Here is a 20,905-nt window from a genome sequence, read left to right as displayed (position 1 = left end):
CCTTATCTATAGGGTTTCAAGACGTCCAAACCTGAATCCGATTGCATTACTAAAACCTCCTTGTTGTTATGATCTAATCATATGTCTTTGTTTAATGAAATTCAAGCTAGCAAGCAACTGTAAATTATTATCTTTTCATGTAATTCGAGTACCATTCAGGCTTACTTTGGATCATTCGTACCGCAAAATAGAGATCGGGCACCACAATCAGATCGTCATCACTACTTTTCAGTTTATTCTGTCTTATCCAGCGAGTAAGTTCTGTCCGGCGCCCGGCAAGCACCAATGTGATATCTCTTCCTTTCAATTCACTAATCAACTCATCAATAGCGGCAAATACGCTGACATCATCGTAGGTAAAACTCACAGCCGCATCGACAACCAACCAACCCGGACGTTTTTGCGTCTTGTTAAGTTTTTGAATCCTGTCAACATGCTGTAACACCCGCTTTTTAAAATAGCTGACATTGAAATAAGTCAATGGTGAATTAAACCGATACATCATCACACCATCTATTGGCTTAATATCATTGCCATGGTTAATTGAATGAATCATTCCTTGGTCATTCACCCCTAAGAGCTGATCTGTCGGGCGGAATATAATTCGCAAAAACTGTAATAAACCAAGCAGAACGGCGAAACCAACACCGTTAATCAAGCCAACCACCAGCACGGCAATTAATGTAAATAGTGATAAAGTAAATGCCTGATGATTTCTTTTCCTCAGTGACCAGATCCGCCGTAAGCCCAACAGTGACGATGCCGAATAAATCAGCACCACACCAAGAGATGACAACGGGATATAAGCCAGGAAACAGGTCATAAATAACAAAACCAGCAAAATAATGGTCGCTGCGATAACAGAGACCAATTGCGTTTTCCCACCAATCGCATCATTAACCGCAGTACGACTGCTGGCAGCACTGACAGCAAATCCTTGTGATAAAGCAGAAGCAATGTTCGCAATGCCTAAGGCCCTAAGTTCACAATCTGCATCAATCTGATAACCGTTTTTACTGGCGAAGCTACGGGCCGTCATCATAAAACTGACAAAACTGATAACAGCAAGGTTCAACGATGGAATAACCAGCTCACGCATAATGCCTGGCTGGAAATCGGGCATTGGCACAACAGGTAATCCCCCACCGCTGACACTACCAACAATCTGAATGCCATATTTTTCCAGATCAAATTGCCAGCTTATATAAGTCGCTAATACCATTGCCAACAAAGGCCCCGGCCAAGTCGGACGCAAGAAACGTACAGTGAGCAAAATTAATACTATAGCAACAGACATTGCTAACGTCGGTAAATGTGTACTCATGAGCTTGACAGGTAATGCGATCACCCGTTCAATCAATCCCGCCGGAACGCCAGCAAAACCAAAGACTTTAGCTAGCTGATCCACAATGATTGTCAATGCAACACCGTTCATTAATCCTTTCAGGATCGGTTTGGAAAGAAAATCAGCAAACGCGCCTAATCGGAAGTGACTGGCGAGAACACACCATATCCCGGTCATTAAGGTCATGACGATCGTGAGCTGCCAGCGTACATCTTCATTATCAAAAACCAATGGCGCGACAGCCGCTGCAATAACGGCACACGTTGCGGCATCTGGCCCGACAATCAACTGCCTTGAAGTACCAAATAGTGCATAAGCGAACATAGGTAAAATGCATGCATAAAGACCAATAATTGCACTTATTCCCATCAATTCGGCGTAAGCAATAGCAACGGGCAGAGCAACTGCGGCAACAGAAAGCCCAGCTCTTAAATCATGACTAAACCATTCCTTGCGATAATGAGAAAAATTACCCAACCCTGGCATCCAACGCTGTAGTTTTTTCCACTGCATCTGGTTTATGCCCTCTTATTTTTCAACGGGTTTTCGTTATAATGCTGCGTTATATGTTCACTGACAACCGGAAGTTAATTACGCCGCTCTTTATGGTAAAATTGTGCGAAACCGATCGATAAAAACCTTTTTTATTGAACGATATAGCCTATGGATTTCAAGATGCATCGCGACGGCCAGGGAGTGAATCCCCGGGAGCATAGGTAACTATGTGACCGGGGTGAGCGAGTGCAGCCAACAAAGAGGCAACTTGAAAGATAACGGGTATAAAACCATACTGTTGCTGCCAGTCCATCATTATCGGATGATAATCAAATGCCGGAATTACAATAGGTTCAAATATGAAACAACTTTTAGACTTTCTACCTCTAGTCGTCTTTTTTGTCGTATACAAAATGTATGACATTTTCTACGCTTCCGGGGCGTTGATCGCCGCCACCGGTTTAGCTGTCGCTATTACTTATTCCATCTACCGGAAAGTAGAGAAAGCCTCCCTGATCACTTTTATCATGGTTGCTGTTTTCGGTACGTTAACTTTAGCTTTCCATAGTGATCTATTTATTAAATGGAAAGTCACTGTAATCTATGCATTATTCGCATTAGCTTTGCTAGGCAGCCAGTGGTTTATGAAAAAACCACTCATTCAGAAAATGCTAGGAAAAGAGTTAATTTTACCCGATCTTGTTTGGAATAAGCTCAATATGGCATGGGCGCTGTTTTTTACAGCCTGTGCGCTGGCTAATATTTATGTCGCATTCTGGTTACCACAAGATGTCTGGGTTAACTTTAAAGTATTTGGTCTGACTGCCCTGACTCTGGTTTTCACCGTGCTCAGTGTAGTATATATTTATCGTCACCTGCCACGCGAACAGAAGTAACCTTATTCAAATGGATACCTGCCTGCTATCGTCTGTAGGCAGGTATTGTTTTTTCATCAAATAAAGTAAAGTTTTCAATGACACAACAACAATTACCTAACGGAGAGTTAGTCCTCCGCACACTGGCTATGCCCGCTGATACCAACGCCAATGGAGATATTTTTGGTGGATGGTTAATGTCACAAATGGATATTGGTGGTGCAATTCTGGCAAAAGAAATTGCGGAAGGCCGTGTTGTCACTGTCAGAGTAAATGGTATTACTTTCCTGAAACCTGTTGCCGTTGGTGATGTCGTCTGCTGCTATGCGCATTGTCTCAAAACCGGTAACAGTTCGATTACCATCAACATCGAAGTCTGGGTGAAGAAAGTCGCCTCTGAACCTGTCGGTCAACGCTATCGTGCAACCGAAGCGATATTCACTTATGTTGCGGTTAATGAAGATAATACCTCACGTCGGTTACCAGAAGGTAAAACCCAGTTCCAACTCGCTAGCAGTACCAGCGAATAAACATTAATGGAAAAAGGAGCATGTTAATAATGCTCCTTTTTTATTTGCATTTCCCCGACAATCAGGATTGAGATATACCCGTAATTTTAAATTCGACGGTTGTGATATAACCCATCGCGGGTATTTTTTCAAAGCGCCATTTTCTCATCGCTTTTTTCACCTCCCTTTCAAAAACATTGGGTGGATTAGCGCCAATCACTTCTATATTTTTTACCCGTCCGTCTTCATCAATATCATATTTGACTTTCACATAACCTTCGGTGCCCAATGCTGAAGCTCTGGATGGGTAGACAGGTAACGCTTTACTTAATGCTCTTGGCCCATTCTGCGGTTTAACCACCGGTTTATTCTGATTATTATCAGTACGGTTAGCCAATGCATTCTGATTAAACAACGGCTTTTCCGGTTGTTCAGCCCTCTTTTCAACGGGTTCAGATTGCTTTTTAACAACCTTTTTCTTCACTTCCGGTTTCGGCTTCTTCACCTCTGGTTTTGGAATTACCGGCTCTGGAACAGGTTCCGGCTCCTCTGGCTCTGACTCAGGTTCTGGTGCTGCCGGCTCTGAAACAGGAGTTTCCTCGGCAGCTAACTGAATCATAGCAACAGACATAAGTGCAGCATCAGGCTGCTTTTCCTGTATTGCAGAACAAAAAAGTGCGGCAGCAACAGAAACGTGTAAACAAACTGACAACAATATTGGCCAATGTATCCAGCGCATAAGGGAATTCTTGATTAGCAGCATAATAGTCAATCCTCGAATGACTGCTAGTTTAAATGCAAATAGCAATCATATTCAATAAAGATTGTAGGTGAGCGTGAATATAAGGCCAAAAATATTATTTTTTCAATGTATCCATTCGCCATGCTGAACAAACAATAAAGCTCGACGCTGCTTATAACCATCTAATTTACGTAGTGAATAAATACGCAAATTACGTCTTGACTGCCCTTCCAGCCAACGGCGACGGCGGTTGAAATTCTGGCGCAATATCCGCCACCGCCCTACTTCATTCCGACTACGTTTCATAAAACCTACCTATAAAAACATCACGCTCATTATAAGCCTTTAAAAAAGATATCCAAGGCGTATCTGGATAGTACTTTTTATATCAATAATGCGAAATGACCAATATCAAGTATGATGCTTGCAGTATATTTGCCGATTTTTTGGTAAATTCACCAAGTTAATTAGATCGTTTATAGCTTGAGTCTTGAGGAAACCATGTTAAACGCCACCAAAGATGTCTGAACAAAACAGGATTGATTGCCTAATATGACAACCTTTTATTCCGTCCTAAGTTGGCTTGCTATTTTCTTTTATTGGCTGATTGTTGCCAGTATCACCTTACGCATTCTGATAAAACGCCGGCCTGTCACTTCTGCCATGACCTGGCTGCTGATTATTTATATCCTACCCTTAGTTGGAATCATCGCTTACCTGTCATTTGGTGAGCTGCATTTGGGAAAACGCAGAGTTGAACAAGCAAAAGCCATGTGGCCTTCAACAACCGTATGGCTTGAAGAATTGCGCAAATCTCGTCATATCTTCGCTACAGAAAATAGCGAAGTCGCGACACCGCTATTCCAGCTTTGCGAACGACGGCAAGGGCTTGCCGGTGTTAAAGGTAACAAGATCCAACTACTGACAACCTACGACCATTCACTAAAAACCATTATCAAAGATATTGAGAATGCCAAACACAGTATTGATATGGTGTTTTACATCTGGCAAACCGGCGGCTTGGTTGAACAAGTGACGGATGCTCTTATGGCCGCAGCACACCGAGGAGTCAGATGCCGTATTATGGTGGATTCAGCCGGTAGCTGGTTATATTGCCGTAGCCAATACCCGGATATCATGCGCAAGGCGGGAATTGAATTTGTTGAAGCTTTGCGAGTCAATATATTCCGTTTATTTCTACGCCGTATGGATCTGCGCCAGCATCGTAAAATTATCTTGATAGATAATTATATCTCTTATGCCGGCAGTATGAATATGGTCGATCCACGCTTCTTTAAACAAGATGCCGGCGTTGGGCAATGGATCGACATCATGGTGCGAATGGAAGGGCCGGTTACCACGACTATGGGGGTTATTTACGCTTGTGACTGGGAAATGGAAACAGGTCAGCGTATCTTTCCGCCATCACCAGATAACAATATCATGCCATTTGAACAGGCCAGCGGACACACAACTCAGATTATTGCATCCGGCCCCGGATTCCCTGAGGAATTGATTCAACAATCTTTAATGACGGCTATTTTCTCTGCTCGTAAGCAACTGATTTTAACTACCCCTTATTTTGTTCCCAGTGATGACCTGACAAATGCTATTTGCACCGCAGCCTTACGAGGGGTTGAAGTTATTGTTATCGTTCCACGCAGAAACAATTTCTTCTTAATTCGTTGGGCAAGCCGGGCATTTTTTGCTGAACTATTAAACGCCGGTGTTAAGATTTATCAGTTTGAAGATGGATTGCTACATACCAAAAGCGTTTTAGTTGATGGTCAACTCAGTATGGTGGGTTCCGTTAATCTTGATATGCGTAGCCTGTGGCTAAATTTCGAAATTACCGTGGTTATTGATGATGAAAACTTTGGTCATGATCTGACGCTGGTGCAATACGATTATATCGCCCATTCCACATTGCTGGAAATCAATGAGTGGGAACAACGCCCTTTGTGGCATCGGATTATTGAGCGCATTTGTTACTTTTTTAGTCCACTACTGTGATCAATACCCTCGTCTTTACAAGACGGGGGTATCAATCAAGACTTCATCATGTTTTAATTCTTCATCACGACCCACAAATAAATCAATATGGACAACAGATCCTCACAAACTATGGATTTAGATCTCAATAATCGAATGACAGAAGATGAAACCCTTGAGAAAGCCTATGACATCTTTCTTGAACTGGCTTCGTTCAACCTTGATCCCGCTGATATTCTGCTATTTAGCTTGCAATTCGAAATACGTGGCGGCGCAGAATTACTGCCCCTTTCTGATGAGTGGCTTGAACACGTGGATTTCACTCCAAACCCCGATTTTTTTGCCGAAGTCATTATCGGGCTAGCAGAATCTGAAGATGCTGAGATCAACGATGTTTTTGCCCGTATCCTCATTTGCCGGGAAAAATCTCACCTGATTTACCATATTTTGTGGAAAGAGTGAAAAATTAAAGTCAGTTATTTTGATCTGCTCTTTTTTCCGCAAAAAATGAGAGCTACCCGTTTTAATGCAGGTCTGAATCCTGATATAAAATCCCAAAAGTAACTCTCACATTGAATGTCTTACAAAGTTCCTCAATAACTACAATTGATTAACCTTAACGACAATCGATCAATCTTAACTACAATCAATCTTAACTACAATGGATCAACCTTCAAACAAGACACGGCATGGCGGAAACTCCCCTCCATTAATGGCCGAGTTTTAGCACATTCAGGATCTGCCATTGGGCAACGAGTACGGAAAACACATCCTGATGGCGGGTTGATAGGTGACGGTAATTCACCTTCCAGCAATTCAATGTGTTTATTTCGTTCCTTATCTGGATCAGGCACTGGCACGGCTGACATCAACGCCTTGGTATAAGGATGTTGTGGATTATGGTAAACCTCATCATAAGTCCCCAACTCCACCGCATGCCCAAGGTACATCACCAATACACGGTCAGATATGTGTTTAACCACCGCCAGATCATGGGCGATAAAAATCAGCGACAGCCCCATTTCCCGTTGTAATTTTTGCAACAAGTTAACTACCTGAGCCTGAATGGATACATCAAGCGCGGATACCGGCTCATCACAAATCACCAATTTAGGTTCAAGGATAAGTGCACGAGCAATTCCAATACGCTGACATTGACCACCAGAGAATTCGTGTGGATAACGGTTAATCAAATTCGGTAATAACCCAACCTTCATCATCATGGCTTTTACCCGCTCTTTAATTTCCAGCCCTTTCATCTTCGGATGATAAGTGCGCAGTGGCTCAGCGATAATATCGCCAATCGTCATTCGCGGGTTTAAGGATGCTAATGGGTCCTGGAATATCATCTGGATATCACTACGAATATCCCGCCACTGTTTATCATCCATATCCAGCAGGCTTCTTCCCAACCAAGTTACTGAACCACCGGAAGACTTAACCAATCCGATAATTGCACGAGCAAAAGTCGACTTACCGCAACCGGACTCACCAACCACACCAAGGGTTTCCCCTTCGTATAACCTTAATGTAACGCCATCAACCGCTTTCAAAGTTTTTGTTGGTTGCCAGAACCATTGTTTACCATCTTTAATATCAAAGTGAACTTTCAGATCTGCTACTTCCAGCAGCACACGTCTTTCTTCAATCGGACTCATACCAATTCCCCCGGTGCTTTAAAACAAGCTCGCAAACGCCCGTTGCCAAATGTCTCTAACCTTGGTTCACAATTTACACAACGGTCTACTGAAAACTGGCAGCGTGGCTGGAACGGACACCCTTTCGGCAACCGTAATAAGTTAGGTGGATTTCCGGGAATGGTCGTCAATGATACTTCATCACCATCAAGACGCGGAACAGCATTAAGCAGGCCAATAGAATAAGGATGGGTTGGTTGATAAAATACTTCACGGGCCGAACCATATTCCATCGTTCTCCCCGCATACATCACCAACACTTTGTCACAAATACCAGCAACCACCCCTAAATCGTGAGTAATCATAATAATTGCAGTATTAAATTCCCGTTTCAGCTCATTCAGTAAAGTCATAATCTGAGCCTGAACCGTGACATCAAGTGCGGTTGTCGGTTCGTCAGCAATCAACAATTTTGGTCGGCATAACAACGCCATTGCGATCATCACACGCTGACGCATCCCACCAGAAAATTCATGAGGATACATCCGCATTCGCTTAAGTGCTTCTGGCATTTTGACGGCATCCAGCATCCGTATCGATTCAAGGTATGCCTCACTTTTACTCATATGCTTATGCAACATCAATACTTCTGTCAGTTGATCGCCGATACGCATATAGGGATTGAGAGATGTCATTGGGTCCTGAAATATCATTGATATCTCTTCCGCTCTCATGCGATTAAGCGCTTTCTCTTCAAGGTTAAGAATTTCCCTGCCATTAAAAATAGCGGAACCGCCAATTTTGCCATTTCTGGCAAGTAACCCCATCAAAGCAAAAGCGGTTTGTGATTTTCCAGAACCAGATTCACCCACAATTCCTAGTGTTTCCCCCGCTCGTAAATCAAAATTCAGCTTGTTCACTGCGGTAACATCCCCATCCGGGGTACTAAAAGTCACGTCCAACTCTTTAACAATTAACAACGGCTCAGAACTTTTCTGGTTTTTAACGCTGTCCATGTTACCTCCTTAACGATCTTTCGGATCGAGGGCATCACGCAAGCCATCGCCGATAAAGTTAAAACAAAACAGTGTCACCACCAGAAAACCGGCAGGAAACATCAGCAACCACGGGGAAACTTCCATCGAATTCGCACCATCACTTAACAATGCGCCCCAACTGCTTAACGGCTCTTGAGTTCCCAATCCCAGAAAGCTAAGAAATGATTCAAACAAAATCATGCTTGGCACTAATAAAGATGCATAAACCACCACCACTCCCAATACATTAGGAACAATATGGCGCAGCACAATATGACGGGTTGGCACACCACACACCAACGCCGCTTCAATAAACTCCTTACGTTTCAAGCTCAGTGTCTGACCTCGGACAATACGCGCCATATCCAACCATGACACCATGCCGATAGCGACAAATATCAGAAAAATATTCTGTCCGAAGAAGGTCACCAGCAGGATCACAAAGAACATAAATGGAAATGAATTCAAAATTTCCAGCAGACGCATCATGACTGAATCTATTTTTCCCCCCAGATAGCCGGATAATGATCCATATAAGGTTCCGACGACTACCGCAATCAAAGCAGCAGACACCCCAACCATCAATGAAATACGCCCTCCAATGGCAACACGCACCAGCAAATCACGACCGGAAGAATCGGTACCAAAATAGTGACCTGATTCAGAATCAGGCGGCATCGACATCATGGCCCAATCAGTATCGTCATAGGTGAATTGAGCTAACATCGGCGCCAGGATCACAAACAAGGTAATCAAAGATAACAGGCACAAACTGGCAATCGCTGCCCGATTGTGAATAAAACGACGCCGTGCATCCTGCCACAAACTACGGCCTTCAATTTCTAATTGCTCAGAGAAATTTTCCAAAGCTTCGCTGTTTTGTTTATTAACTATCATTGCGTGCTCCAATCTTAATAACGAATCTTCGGATCGATAACCGCGTACAACACATCAACAATCGCATTGAACAGAATAGTCAAACTACCAACTAAAATAGTCAGACTTAACACTAACGAATAGTCACGGTTTAATGCGCCATTAACAAACAACTGCCCTATTCCCGGCAACCCAAAGATCGTTTCAATCACCATCGAACCAGTAATAATGCCGACAAAAGCAGGCCCCATATAAGAGATAACCGGCAACAATGCGGGCTTTAAAGCATGGCGGAAAATAATGATGCGCAATGGCAACCCTTTGGCTCGCGCAGTACGAATAAAGTTAGAGTGCAACACTTCTATCATCGAACTCCGGGTAATACGGGAGATACTGGCGATATAGGCCAAAGAGAGTGCTACCATTGGCAAAATCATATATTTAGGCGCACCACCATTCCAGCCGCCTCCCGGCAACCATTTAAGATGAATAGCGAACCCCAGCACCAGTAACGGCGCTACGACAAACCCCGGGATAACAACCCCCGTCATGGCGAACCCCATAACCGTATAATCCCATTTGGTATTTTGATTAAGTGCGGCAATAACCCCGGCGCTGACCCCCAACACAACTGCCATAATAAATGCCGCAGCACCTAACCTGGCAGATACCGGAAATGCCACGGCGACCAGATCATTAACGGTGTAGTCCTTATATTTAAACGAAGGCCCAAAATCTCCTTTAGTGAGCTGAATTAAGTAATCAAAATATTGTTTATAAATTGGGTCATTCAGATGATATTTCGCTTCAATATTTGCCAGCACCTCTGGTGGCAATTTCCGTTCACCGGTAAATGGACTGCCCGGCGCTAACCGCATCATGAAAAACGAAATAGTGATAAGAATAAAAAGTGTCGGGATAGCCTCTAAACAACGGCGTAGAATAAACTTAAGCATTGCCCGTTCCTATGTATTGGCCCTTAACCCTGGCCTTAAAATAATTTGACACTAAAGCAGCCCTTTCCGGGCTGCTTTACAACGATTATTGTTTGATAATATAAAAATCTTTGGTGTGTAAATTATCCAAAGGATCTTTTCCTGTATAGCCACCAACATAGGGCTTCACTAACCGGGTATTTACATAGTAATAGAGAGGGACAATAGCCGAATCTTTATCTAACTGCGCTTCTGCTTGCTGGTAAACAACAGCACGTTCATCATCTGTTGCCACTTTCAGAGATTGTTTCATCAGCTTATCAAACTCATCACTCTTATAATGAGCCGTGTTATTACTACTATAAGAAAGCATTGAATTCAGGAATGAAGAAGGTTCGTTGTAATCGGCACACCAGCCAGCACGGGCCACGTCATAATTCCCTTGATGTCGAGTATCAAGGAAAGTTTTCCACTCTTGGTTTTCTAAACGAACATCAACACCCAAATTTTTCTTCCAGATTGAAGCTACGGCGATTGCAATTTTTTTATGTAGATCAGAGGTGTTATAAAGCAGGTTAAACTTCAGTGGATTGTCTTTAGTATAACCGGCTTCAGCCAGTAATTTTTTGGCTTCCTGATTGCGTTGTTCCTGACTCCAACCAGTAAACCACACTGGTTTTATTTCTTTAAAACCATCAGTAACCGGCGGTGTATAACCAGAAGCGGGAATATCACCCTGTGCTTTTACTTTATTGGTCACAATATCGCGATCCATAGCCAATTTCAGTGCGGTACGAACGCGGGGATCATTAAATGGGGGTTTTTCGTTATTAATTTCGTAGTAATAAGTACATAAATATGGGCTAATGCGCAGCTCGTTCGGGATCTCTTTTTTCAGTTTCTGGAATAGCTCAATCGGTAAATTAGTATGACTCATATCAATTTCGCCACTGCGATAGCGGTTGACATCCGTGACCTCTGACGAAATTGGCAAGAAAGTAACCTGATCAATAACGGTATTCTTGTTATCCCAGTATGTCGGACTGCGTTCCATCACAATACGTTCGTTAACTACCCAATTTTTCAGTTTATAAGCCCCATTACCGACAAAACTCTGTGGCTGAGTCCATTTTTCGCCATATTTTTCTACCGTGGCTTTATGCACCGGTGACATTGAAGAGTGGGCTAAAAGTCTTGGCAGATAAGGAACCGCTTCGCTCAATGTAAGCTGCAATGTATAGTCATCCAGCGCCTTTACTCCCAAAGTATCTGGTTTCTTTTTACCACTGATGATGTCATCAATATTGGTGATATGGGCATACTGGAGGTAACTTTCATAGGGAGAAGCAGTATTAGGATCGGCCAGACGTTGCCAACTGTAAACAAAATCATGAGCCGTGACAGGATCACCATTAGACCACTTAGCATCTTTACGCATATGCAATGTCCAGACGGTAAAGTCTTTATTTTCCCAACTGGTCGCAGAACCTGGCAAAATTTCGCCATTCGGACCAACGATGACAACACCTTCAAACAGATCGCGTGCCAAATGTGATTCTGGCACTCCTTCAATCTTATGCGGGTCTAACGATTGCGGTTCAGAGCCGTTATTACGGACTAAAACCTGTTTATCAGCTAATTGAACACCATCAGGCACTTTTGCAGCAAAGACCTGACTCGCCATTATCATACTCAGTGCAGCGCTGATGCTGACAGTAAGTAGTCTCTTTTTCGTTGTGTTTATCATCTTTTTCTACTCCAATTTTATACCGTCAGATTTGTTATCAGCCGACGGCCCAGAAATAAAGGGTGGATTACCACCTGCATACAAAAGGAACGATTTTGTTTGCAGGGTCTAGTAACTCTTTTGAATAAAGCTACTGTCTAATTTTTTATCATATACAGTCGCTTAATATCCATATAATCCAATGGGTCTTTCCCTGAAAACCCTCCCACTGATGGGCTAACAAGCCGTACACTCACCCGGTAATAAACGGGAATCAGCACCGAGTCTTTATCCAATTGAAACTCGGCTTGTTGGTATAATTTCTTACGCTCAATAGCATCCTTAGCGATTAATGCCTGTTCCAGATAGCTATCAAAATTTTTATTCTGATAAAAAGTCGTGTTATTGCTGCTGTCTGACAACAACATGTTTAAAAATGCGGTAGGTTCATTGTAATCAGCACACCAGGTCGCTCTGGTCACCTCATAATTCCCTTGATGGCGGCTTTCAAGAGAAGTTTTCCATTCCTGATTCTGCAAAATCACATCCGCTCCCAGATTCTTTTTCCACATGGAAGCGGCAGCAATAGCCTGTTGTTTATTTTGCTCAGAGGTGTTGTACAACAATGTGAACTTCAATGGATTCGCCTGATTGAAACCGGCTTGGGCTAACAATTCTTTGGCGCGTTTATTGCGTTGCTCTTGTGTCCAATTAGCCCATTCTGGCTTAGCGAAATCGCCACCACCGATAAATGTTGGCGTGAAACCATAAGCCGGTATTTGCCCCTGACCCATAATTTTTCCAGCGATAATATCCCGGTCGAGACTTAATTTGATGGCTTCGCGGACTCTAACATCCGTAAACGGCGGTTTTTTATTGTTAATTTCGTAATAAAACGTACAAAGATAAGGACTGACACGAATCTGTTCAGGGATATCTTTTTTCATTTTCTGATATAGATTCGGCGGAATGACGCTGTTGGTAATATTTATCTCTCCGCTACGATAGCGGTTTATATCACTGGTTTCGGATTGAAGGGGTAAAAGCGTCGCTTGATCAATAACTGTTTTTGCATTATCCCAATATTGCGGGTTGCGTTCGATCACTATCCGCTCATTGACCACCCACTCTTTTAACAGATACGCCCCATTACCCACATAGTTTTCTGGTAGCGTCCATTTATTACCTAACTTTTCGACCACATCCTTTTTGACGGGTTTCATTGCCGTATGACTGAGCATACTGACGAAATAAGGCACAGGATGCGTCAGAGTCACCTGTAAACGATGATCATCCAGCGCTTTTACGCCCAACTGATCAGGCGATTTTTTACCCTTTAGAACATCACTAATATTTTCAACGTAAGCATATTGAAGATAGCTGGCATAAGGTGAACCCACTTTTGGGTCAGCTAACCGTTGCCAGCTATAGACAAAATCGTGGGCAGTGACGGGCGTTCCATCACTCCATTTAGCATTATCACGCAGGTAAAAAGTCCATACCTTGTAATCCTGATTTTCCCAATGGGTCGCAACGCCTGGCACAACTTCTCCCTCAGAACCCATCCTCACTAACCCTTCCAGGAGATTAAGAATAATATTGCTTTCTGGTACACCTTCAACTTTATGTGGATCAAGCGAGGCAACTTCGGTGCCATTATTAATAATAATTTGTTGTTTATCCGCAAGTTTCACACCATCTGGAAGTTCAACGGCAGACACGGCGGTAACAGGAAATGCTGATAATAAAAATATACAGGAAATAAACTTATGTAATTTTAATTGTTTAATCTTCATTTTTTACCTCCAGTTTGATGGACCGGTTCATTCCACATATCCCATCAAGGCCGGTATCTTCACATTATTTAGCCCAAAGTAACGGATTAAATATTAAAGGCAACTTATCATATCGATTGTTAAAATATCGCTCTCATATTGTAAAAATCATCCTTACAAACAACTTAGTACGACTTATTACATTAATTGATAAAACATCCCAAAGTTCATTATAACAAGTTGATATATATAGCATTATTAACTTAGAACTTAAATAAAATAGTAAACAAAGCGAGACCAAAGATGAAAATAAACATAATTTTAACAAATTGCAATCAATGCAAATTAAAAACCTACATTCATCACAAAACAGTGGTGGAAGCAACCAGTTACACATCGAACTAACAGGAAAGAATCATTTAGAAAAATATTGGGTTATTTGTATAAAATTCAGGAAGTACCGGTAAAAGAAGGGAGAAAAGCCTATGAAATAGGCTTTATAATAAAAATGATAAGAATATTATAATTTGTAATTTCACTAGAATGAAAACTAACACCTTTTATCGTAAATCATATCAAAGCAACCCTGGGAATAGCGCTCTGATCCCTGTCACAATCAGTTCAATTCCCAAAGACATCAATAGCAGTCCCATAATTCGGGTGATAACGTTAATGCCTGTTTGTCCTCTCCAAGTTTACCGTTAATCATCGACATCGCGATGGTCACAACCAAAATCCTACCGGCAGTACGAAAAGAGTCAATGGAAATGCCAAACATACGCAGTATCGAGTCAGGCAGATCCAGCAGTAAGTCCCCCACAAAGAACCTCTATTGAGTTACGCTGTGTTGTTAAAAACATTCTCATGATTGCTCTCCCAAAAATCATAGAAAACTTAATTTTTTCTTCACCTTATACTGGCGAAGTTCTATTTTCCATCAACCACAACGTATTTTTTAATTTAAAATATCTTATATAACAAGTTGTTAACCCGATATTTTTATTAGATTAAAAATTCAACTTCTTAACGCTATTTAAACCCAATCAATAATAACTATCACTGACCCAAGCTGAAAGGAATCAGCTTGGGGATTTATGTGATTAAGATCAATATATATTTAATACCAAATGGTAACCTTTAGCTACCAAAAAATCACCAAGCTAAATAGTTTAAAAAATACTTATTCATTGATATTAAAAGATTTTTAATATTTCCAGGAGTACTTCTTTATGACTGTAACTCATGTTACTGAACTGAACGAACTCGTTGCCAGGGTAAAAAAAGCACAACGTGAATTTGCTAACTTTTCTCAGGAGCAAGTTGACAAAATCTTCCGCGCAGCGGCCCTTGCAGCGGCAGATGCACGTATCCCTTTAGCAAAATTAGCCGTAGCAGAATCCGGTATGGGCATTGTCGAAGACAAAGTAATCAAAAATCACTTTGCTTCCGAGTATATCTATAACGCTTATAAAGATGATAAAACCTGCGGCATTTTGTCTGAGGACAAAATATTCGGCACCATCACTATCGCCGAGCCTATTGGCTTAATCTGCGGTATCGTGCCAACCACCAACCCAACATCTACCGCTATTTTTAAGGCCCTCATCAGCCTAAAAACCCGTAACGGTATTATTCTCTCACCCCACCCACGCGCCAAAAAAGCAACAACCAAAGCAGCAGAATTGGTTCTATCCGCTGCGGTTGCCGCTGGTGCGCCAAAAGATATTATTGGCTGGATTGATGAACCCTCCGTTGAACTTTCCAATGCATTGATGCACCACCAAGACATCAATCTAATCCTGGCGACCGGTGGCCCAGGTATGGTAAAAGCGGCGTACAGCTCTGGTAAGCCCGCAATCGGCGTCGGTGCCGGTAACACCCCGGTTGTCATTGATGAATCAGCTGATATTAAACGTGCTGTCGCATCTATTCTGATGTCTAAAACCTTTGACAACGGCGTCATTTGCGCTTCAGAACAATCCGTTATCGTGGTGGATGCCGTTTATGATCAGATGCGTAAACGTTTCTTTACTCATGGCGGTTATCTGTTACAAGGCAAGGAACTGAAAGCTGTTCAAGATATCATTCTGAAAAACGGGAGTCTAAATGCGGAAATTGTTGGTCAATCTGCAACAAAAATTGCCGAAATGGCAGGCATTAATGTTCCTGAAAGGACCAAGATCTTGATTGGAGAAGTGAGTTTGATTGATGAAGCAGAACCCTTTGCCCACGAAAAATTGTCTCCACTTCTCGCTATGTATCGTGGCAATAGCTTTGAAGATGCCGTAGAAAAGGCAGAAAGATTGGTTGAAATGGGCGGAATTGGTCACACTTCCTGCTTGTATACCGATCAGGACAATCAGGCGGCACGAATCAAGTATTTCGGCGATAAAATGAAAACAGCTCGTATTCTCGTGAATACTCCTGCTTCTCAGGGCGGTATCGGTGATCTCTACAACTTCAAGCTTGCTCCCTCTCTGACACTAGGTTGCGGCTCTTGGGGAGGGAATTCCATCTCTGAAAATGTCGGGCCAAAACATCTCATCAATACCAAAACCGTGGCGAAAAGAGCAGAAAATATGCTGTGGCATAAACTTCCGAAATCAATTTACTTCCGTCGCGGCTCCCTGCCTGTGGCATTAGAAGAAGTTGCAACCGACGGTGCAAAACGCGCTTTTATCGTAACAGACCGTTTCTTATTTAATCATGGTTATGCTGATCAAGTCACTGATGTGCTGAAATCCCATGGGATAGAAACAGAAGTTTTCTTTGAAGTTGAAGCAGACCCTACCCTGAGCACTGTTCGTAAGGGTGCGGAACAAATGCACTCATTCAAACCGGACATCATTATTGCCCTGGGGGGAGGTTCCCCAATGGATGCGGCCAAAATTATGTGGGTGATGTATGAACACCCTGAAACTCATTTCGAAGAGCTAGCTCTACGGTTTATGGATATCCGTAAACGCATCTATAGATTCCCCAAAATGGGGGTTAAAGCGAAAATGGTCGCCATTACCACAACTTCCGGCACCGGTTCTGAAGTGACACCATTTGCCGTTGTCACTGATGATGCAACCGGTCAGAAATATCCACTGGCTGATTATGAATTGACGCCTAATATAGCTATCGTTGATGCCAATCTAGTCATGGATATGCCGAAATCACTCTGTGCTTTTGGTGGATTAGATGCCATCACTCACGCTTTGGAAGCTTATGTATCAGTCTTAGCAAACGAATACTCTGACGGACAAGCACTGCAAGCGCTAAAACTACTGAAAGAGTTCCTCCCAACCAGCTATCATGAAGGGGCCACTAACCCAGTTGCCCGTGAACGGGTTCATAATGCAGCAACTATTGCAGGGATTGCATTTGCTAATGCCTTCTTGGGGGTATGCCACTCTATGGCGCATAAACTGGGTTCTGAGTTCCATATCCCGCATGGCCTGGCTAACGCATTGCTGATTTGTAATGTTATTCGTTATAACGCTAATGATAACCCAACCAAACAGACTGCATTCAGTCAATATGATCGCCCACAGGCCCGCCGTCGTTACGCTGAAATTGCCGATCATCTCGGTTTATCTGCTACTGGTGACCATACTGTCACAAAAATTGAAAAACTGTTAGCCTGGCTGAAAGAGCTCAAGTCTGAGCTAGGTATCCCGACATCTATCCGTGAAGCGGGCATTCAAGAAGCTGACTTCTTGGCAAAAATTGATAAGTTATCTGAAGATGCCTTCGACGACCAATGTACCGGTGCTAATCCGCGCTACCCGCTGATTTCTGAGCTGAAACAATTGCTGTTGGATTCATACTATGGACGAGAATTTACAGAAACCGTTGCAACAGAAAAAAGCCAATAAGAACAAATTTATTAACTGATTAAATACCACTTAAGGGAGCTGATATCAGCTCCCTTTAACTTACCGCTGCTCTATTCTTAATACAAACTCTCAAACAGAGCACCCGACCGCTTCACAGAAAGCCTATCCATTACACGCTGTCTTTTCTGTTTTTCCTCGCCTCACTAATAGCATCCATATAGTGCTTACGGCAAACAGACACATATTTTTCATTACCACCGATATCAACTTGTTCGCCATCATAAATGACCGCGCCTTCGCTATCAAAACGTAATACACGGTTCGCTTTGCGTCCACAATAGCAAATAGTTTTTAATTCAACTAACTTATCAGCCCACGCTAGAAGATACTGGCTACCACTGAAAAGCTCGCCTCTGAAATCAGTTCTCAGCCCATAACAAAGAACCGGAATATCATCGTAGTCGGTCACCTTACATATCTGTTCAATCTGTGCTTTCGTGAGAAAATGGCACTCATCAATAAGCACACAATGCACTTTTGCCTGCTTATTTTCATTTCTGATCAACTCACCAATATCTGTCTGTTGACTAAATAGAAGTGCATCAGAAGATAATCCAATCCGAGAATTGACTTTTCCATTTTCAAACCGGGTGTCAATTTCCGCGGTAAAAACCAGCGTTTTCATCCCTCTTTCATTATAGTTATAAGAGGATTGCAACAAGGATGTCGATTTTCCAGCATTCATTGCGGAGTAATAAAAATAAAGTTGAGCCATCAACCCTGCCCCTTAACAAAATTTATAAGGCCATAATAGTCAGATGAGTTTACCATAAACTTGAGTTGTGATTATCCATCTCAGTAAGCTACACTGGTTGATATACCGAAATATTTAGCTTAGTGATGTCTTAATGATTCATGACCACCATCACACCAGCCGAGTAATAAAGCGCATTTGAATGACAAATGTTCATGTTTAAATTAAAAAATGAAAGCTAGTCTGATTTGTTGCATATCGTATGCAAATTAATAATGTGCGTGATTTACTTCCAGAAAACGGTAACAGTAAATCAGCGATAACTCATGGATTAGTCATAAGTTTTTTTTAACTTAGTATTATCCTGGTTTATCAGGTATGATAAGAAACAGTTAAAATTACTTACCGATTTAGTATATACCTGGTTTATAAATTAGAGAGATTATCATGTCTCCTCTTTGTTAAAGGTACCCTGAACATGTTATTGGGGAATGACAATCAAAATAGCTGTATAAAAAGCACTATATAACTTTTGTAAAGAAATTACGTTTAAAAAAAAGAGCTATTTTATCGGAATATGAGAAATTGACTATTGCAGAAAATAAAATAGCATTCTATTATTATATCCACATCCGCAATCATCATTAATAATTTGAGACCAGGACAATGAGCGATTTAAAAACCCTAAATAACATCCGTACTTTACGAGCCCAAGCAAGAGAATGCCCACTTGAGTTCTTAGATGAAATACTTGAAAAACTGACCGTCGTTGTTGAAGAACGTCGTGAAGAAGAAAGTCAGGTACAAGCTGAATTAGAGGAACGTACACGTAAATTGGAAGAAGTTCGTAAAATGATTCTTGACCAAGGAATTGATCCAAGCGAATTGCTTCAGACAATGAGCGCCGGCAAATCTGCTGGTAAAGCAAAACGTCCTGCACGTCCAGCTAAATACCAATATGTTGATACAAACGGTGAAACTAAAACTTGGACTGGCCAAGGACGTACACCTGCTGTTATCAAAAAAGCAATTGAAGAAGAAGGAAGAACGCTGGAAAGCTTCTTACTCTAAGTCATTGTTTTTCAAGTTAATTTAATTAAAAACACCCTTTTAAAATAGAAGGGTGTTTTTATTATAAAACAACTTAGCTGACAAAAGAATTAACGTCTATCGTATAAGCGAGATAAGTATCCTTGAGAAGAATTTAGTCGAGTTGCCCGTTTTTTGTATCATTTCTTTATGGTAAAGCAAGGCCAGTTACTCACTTAGCCAATGCATAGATAAATTAATAATCAAACAGACACAACTATTTACTTCTCTCTGGTCACTGTCGTTGATTCAATAGATAAGGAGCCAACGGCTCCTTATCTTATTTAGACTTATGATAGAAACTCAAATACCACTCTACAAACTGCTTCACACCCTGCTTCACAGATGTATTTGGGGCAAACCCTATTTTTTGAACAATGTCACTTGAATCAGCACAGGTCGACAGAACATCACCATCTTGCATGGGCATAAAATTTTTCTTAGCCAGAATGCCTAATGATTCTTCTATTGCTTCAATAAAATCACCTAGTCTAGTTGGTTGACCATTACCAATATTATAAATACAGTAAGGGGCAGAGCTGGCAGATATTTGCCCATCTTCAACCACCCAGCTCTCATTTGGTGTGGGAATGATGTCTTGCAATCTGATTATTGATTCAACGATATCATCTATATACGTAAAATCTCTAACCATATTACCGTGGTTATAAACATCAATAGGCTGCCCTGATAACATGGCCTTGGTGAACTTAAATAAAGCCATATCAGGACGTCCCCACGGGCCATATACTGTAAAGAAGCGCAAGCCTGTCGTTGGCAACTGATAAAGATGAGAGTAACTGTGAGACATTAATTCATCTGATTTTTTCGTTGCCGCATATAGTGAAACTGGATGATCAACTGAATCATTTGTAGAAAACGGTTGCTTTCTATTTAATCCATAAACAGAACTAGAAGAAGAATATAATAAATGCTCAACATTATTGTGACGGCAACCTTCCAGGATATTGATATGCCCTATTATATTCGAATCAATGTAAGCCATTGGGTTTTGCAACGAATAGCGAACACCCGCCTGAGCCCCCAGATGGATAACCCGCTGAAATTGGTGTCGCGAAAAAAGATCGGGAATGGCTATTCTGTCAGCTAAATCTAGCTTTTCAAATTTAAAACCTGACTTATCAAATAATAGATCTAACCGTGCTTGTTTGAGACTCACATCATAATAGTCATTAAGGTTGTCGATACCCACAACCTCATGCCCCATTTGCAATAATCTCTGGCTCACATGAAAGCCAATAAAACCAGCAGCACCTGTGACTAAGAATTTCAT

The 20,905-nt window shown here is 41.8% G+C and carries 18 protein-coding genes and 1 pseudogene; 7 read left to right on the top strand and 12 right to left on the bottom strand.

Features of this window, described 5'->3' with window-relative positions; genetic code table 11:
- Positions 1-127: 127 nt before the first annotated feature.
- Positions 128-1,858: a SulP family inorganic anion transporter gene (locus AAC155_RS05555; protein ID WP_113041345.1), complete on the bottom strand. Its 1,731-nt coding sequence runs from the start codon at positions 1,856-1,858 to the stop codon at positions 128-130.
- 211 nt (positions 1,859-2,069) lie between these two features.
- Between AAC155_RS05555 and AAC155_RS05550 the strand changes: the two genes are divergently transcribed.
- The 3 genes from AAC155_RS05550 (at position 2,070) to yciA (ending at position 3,245) form a co-directional block, all read left to right on the top strand.
- The gene (locus AAC155_RS05550) at positions 2,070-2,261 is read left to right on the top strand and encodes a hypothetical protein (protein ID WP_146748059.1); all 192 of its coding nucleotides are present in this window, start codon (positions 2,070-2,072) and stop codon (positions 2,259-2,261) included.
- Positions 2,200-2,736, top strand: a complete 537-nt coding sequence (locus AAC155_RS05545) for a septation protein A (protein ID WP_112875880.1) — start codon at positions 2,200-2,202, stop codon at positions 2,734-2,736. The genes AAC155_RS05550 and AAC155_RS05545 overlap by 62 nt, the downstream gene beginning before the upstream one ends.
- A gap of 77 nt (positions 2,737-2,813) precedes the next feature.
- Positions 2,814-3,245: an acyl-CoA thioester hydrolase YciA gene (gene yciA, locus AAC155_RS05540; protein WP_113041344.1), complete on the top strand. Its 432-nt coding sequence runs from the start codon at positions 2,814-2,816 to the stop codon at positions 3,243-3,245.
- Between the two features lie 61 nt (positions 3,246-3,306).
- Here yciA and tonB read toward each other — a convergent pair whose 3' ends face one another.
- Positions 3,307-3,987 (bottom strand): TonB system transport protein TonB, encoded by a 681-nt coding sequence (gene tonB / locus AAC155_RS05535; protein WP_113041343.1) that lies wholly within the window; start codon positions 3,985-3,987, stop codon positions 3,307-3,309.
- A gap of 102 nt (positions 3,988-4,089) precedes the next feature.
- Positions 4,090-4,272: a YciY family protein gene (locus AAC155_RS05530; protein ID WP_112875877.1), complete on the bottom strand. Its 183-nt coding sequence runs from the start codon at positions 4,270-4,272 to the stop codon at positions 4,090-4,092.
- Positions 4,273-4,518: 246 nt separating this feature from the next.
- Here AAC155_RS05530 and cls point away from each other — a divergent pair, with 246 nt between their 5' ends.
- Entirely contained in the window at positions 4,519-5,979 is a 1,461-nt protein-coding gene (cls, locus tag AAC155_RS05525) for a cardiolipin synthase (RefSeq protein WP_113041342.1), read from the top strand.
- 111 nt (positions 5,980-6,090) lie between these two features.
- Positions 6,091-6,420, top strand: a complete 330-nt coding sequence (locus AAC155_RS05520; RefSeq protein ID WP_113041341.1) for an HI1450 family dsDNA-mimic protein — start codon at positions 6,091-6,093, stop codon at positions 6,418-6,420.
- A 194-nt stretch (positions 6,421-6,614) separates the two neighbouring features.
- Here AAC155_RS05520 and oppF read toward each other — a convergent pair whose 3' ends face one another.
- The 7 genes and pseudogenes from oppF to AAC155_RS05485 form a co-directional block, all read right to left on the bottom strand.
- On the bottom strand, positions 6,615-7,616 hold the full coding sequence (gene oppF / locus AAC155_RS05515) for a murein tripeptide/oligopeptide ABC transporter ATP binding protein OppF (RefSeq protein WP_113041340.1): 1,002 nt from the start codon (positions 7,614-7,616) through the stop codon (positions 6,615-6,617).
- Positions 7,613-8,611, bottom strand: coding sequence for an ABC transporter ATP-binding protein (locus AAC155_RS05510; protein WP_113041339.1), 999 nt, complete (start codon positions 8,609-8,611; stop codon positions 7,613-7,615). Before AAC155_RS05510 ends, oppF begins: the two co-directional genes overlap by 4 nt.
- A 9-nt stretch (positions 8,612-8,620) precedes the next feature.
- Positions 8,621-9,529 (bottom strand): oligopeptide ABC transporter permease OppC, encoded by a 909-nt coding sequence (gene oppC / locus AAC155_RS05505; RefSeq protein WP_113041338.1) that lies wholly within the window; start codon positions 9,527-9,529, stop codon positions 8,621-8,623.
- Between the two features lie 14 nt (positions 9,530-9,543).
- On the bottom strand, positions 9,544-10,464 hold the full coding sequence (oppB, locus tag AAC155_RS05500; RefSeq protein ID WP_113041337.1) for an oligopeptide ABC transporter permease OppB: 921 nt from the start codon (positions 10,462-10,464) through the stop codon (positions 9,544-9,546).
- 85 nt (positions 10,465-10,549) lie between these two features.
- Positions 10,550-12,190, bottom strand: coding sequence for an oligopeptide ABC transporter substrate-binding protein OppA (gene oppA / locus AAC155_RS05495; RefSeq protein WP_113041336.1), 1,641 nt, complete (start codon positions 12,188-12,190; stop codon positions 10,550-10,552).
- Positions 12,191-12,327: 137 nt separating this feature from the next.
- The gene (locus tag AAC155_RS05490) at positions 12,328-13,965 is read right to left on the bottom strand and encodes an ABC transporter substrate-binding protein (RefSeq protein WP_113041335.1); all 1,638 of its coding nucleotides are present in this window, start codon (positions 13,963-13,965) and stop codon (positions 12,328-12,330) included.
- Between the two features lie 554 nt (positions 13,966-14,519).
- Positions 14,520-14,749, bottom strand: a pseudogene (locus AAC155_RS05485) (MarC family protein); the annotation flags it as partial.
- Between the two features lie 424 nt (positions 14,750-15,173).
- On the opposite strand from AAC155_RS05485, the gene adhE reads away from it, so the two are divergent.
- Positions 15,174-17,807: a bifunctional acetaldehyde-CoA/alcohol dehydrogenase gene (adhE, locus tag AAC155_RS05480; RefSeq protein WP_113041334.1), complete on the top strand. Its 2,634-nt coding sequence runs from the start codon at positions 15,174-15,176 to the stop codon at positions 17,805-17,807.
- 130 nt (positions 17,808-17,937) lie between these two features.
- On the opposite strand, the gene AAC155_RS05475 is transcribed toward adhE, so the two are convergent.
- On the bottom strand, positions 17,938-18,543 hold the full coding sequence (locus AAC155_RS05475; RefSeq protein WP_113041333.1) for a thymidine kinase: 606 nt from the start codon (positions 18,541-18,543) through the stop codon (positions 17,938-17,940).
- Between the two features lie 645 nt (positions 18,544-19,188).
- Between AAC155_RS05475 and hns the strand changes: the two genes are divergently transcribed.
- The gene (hns, locus tag AAC155_RS05470) at positions 19,189-19,593 is read left to right on the top strand and encodes a histone-like nucleoid-structuring protein H-NS (RefSeq protein ID WP_113041332.1); all 405 of its coding nucleotides are present in this window, start codon (positions 19,189-19,191) and stop codon (positions 19,591-19,593) included.
- A 298-nt stretch (positions 19,594-19,891) separates the two neighbouring features.
- Here the strand turns inward: hns and AAC155_RS05465 are convergent, their stop codons facing one another.
- The gene (locus AAC155_RS05465; RefSeq protein WP_113041331.1) at positions 19,892-20,905 is read right to left on the bottom strand and encodes an NAD-dependent epimerase; all 1,014 of its coding nucleotides are present in this window, start codon (positions 20,903-20,905) and stop codon (positions 19,892-19,894) included.

The organism is Photorhabdus sp. HUG-39, from assembly GCF_963878365.1.
Classification (GTDB): domain Bacteria; phylum Pseudomonadota; class Gammaproteobacteria; order Enterobacterales; family Enterobacteriaceae; genus Photorhabdus; species Photorhabdus kayaii.
Note: the sequence above shows the minus strand (reverse complement) of the source record. Positions and strands in the feature narration are given on the sequence as shown.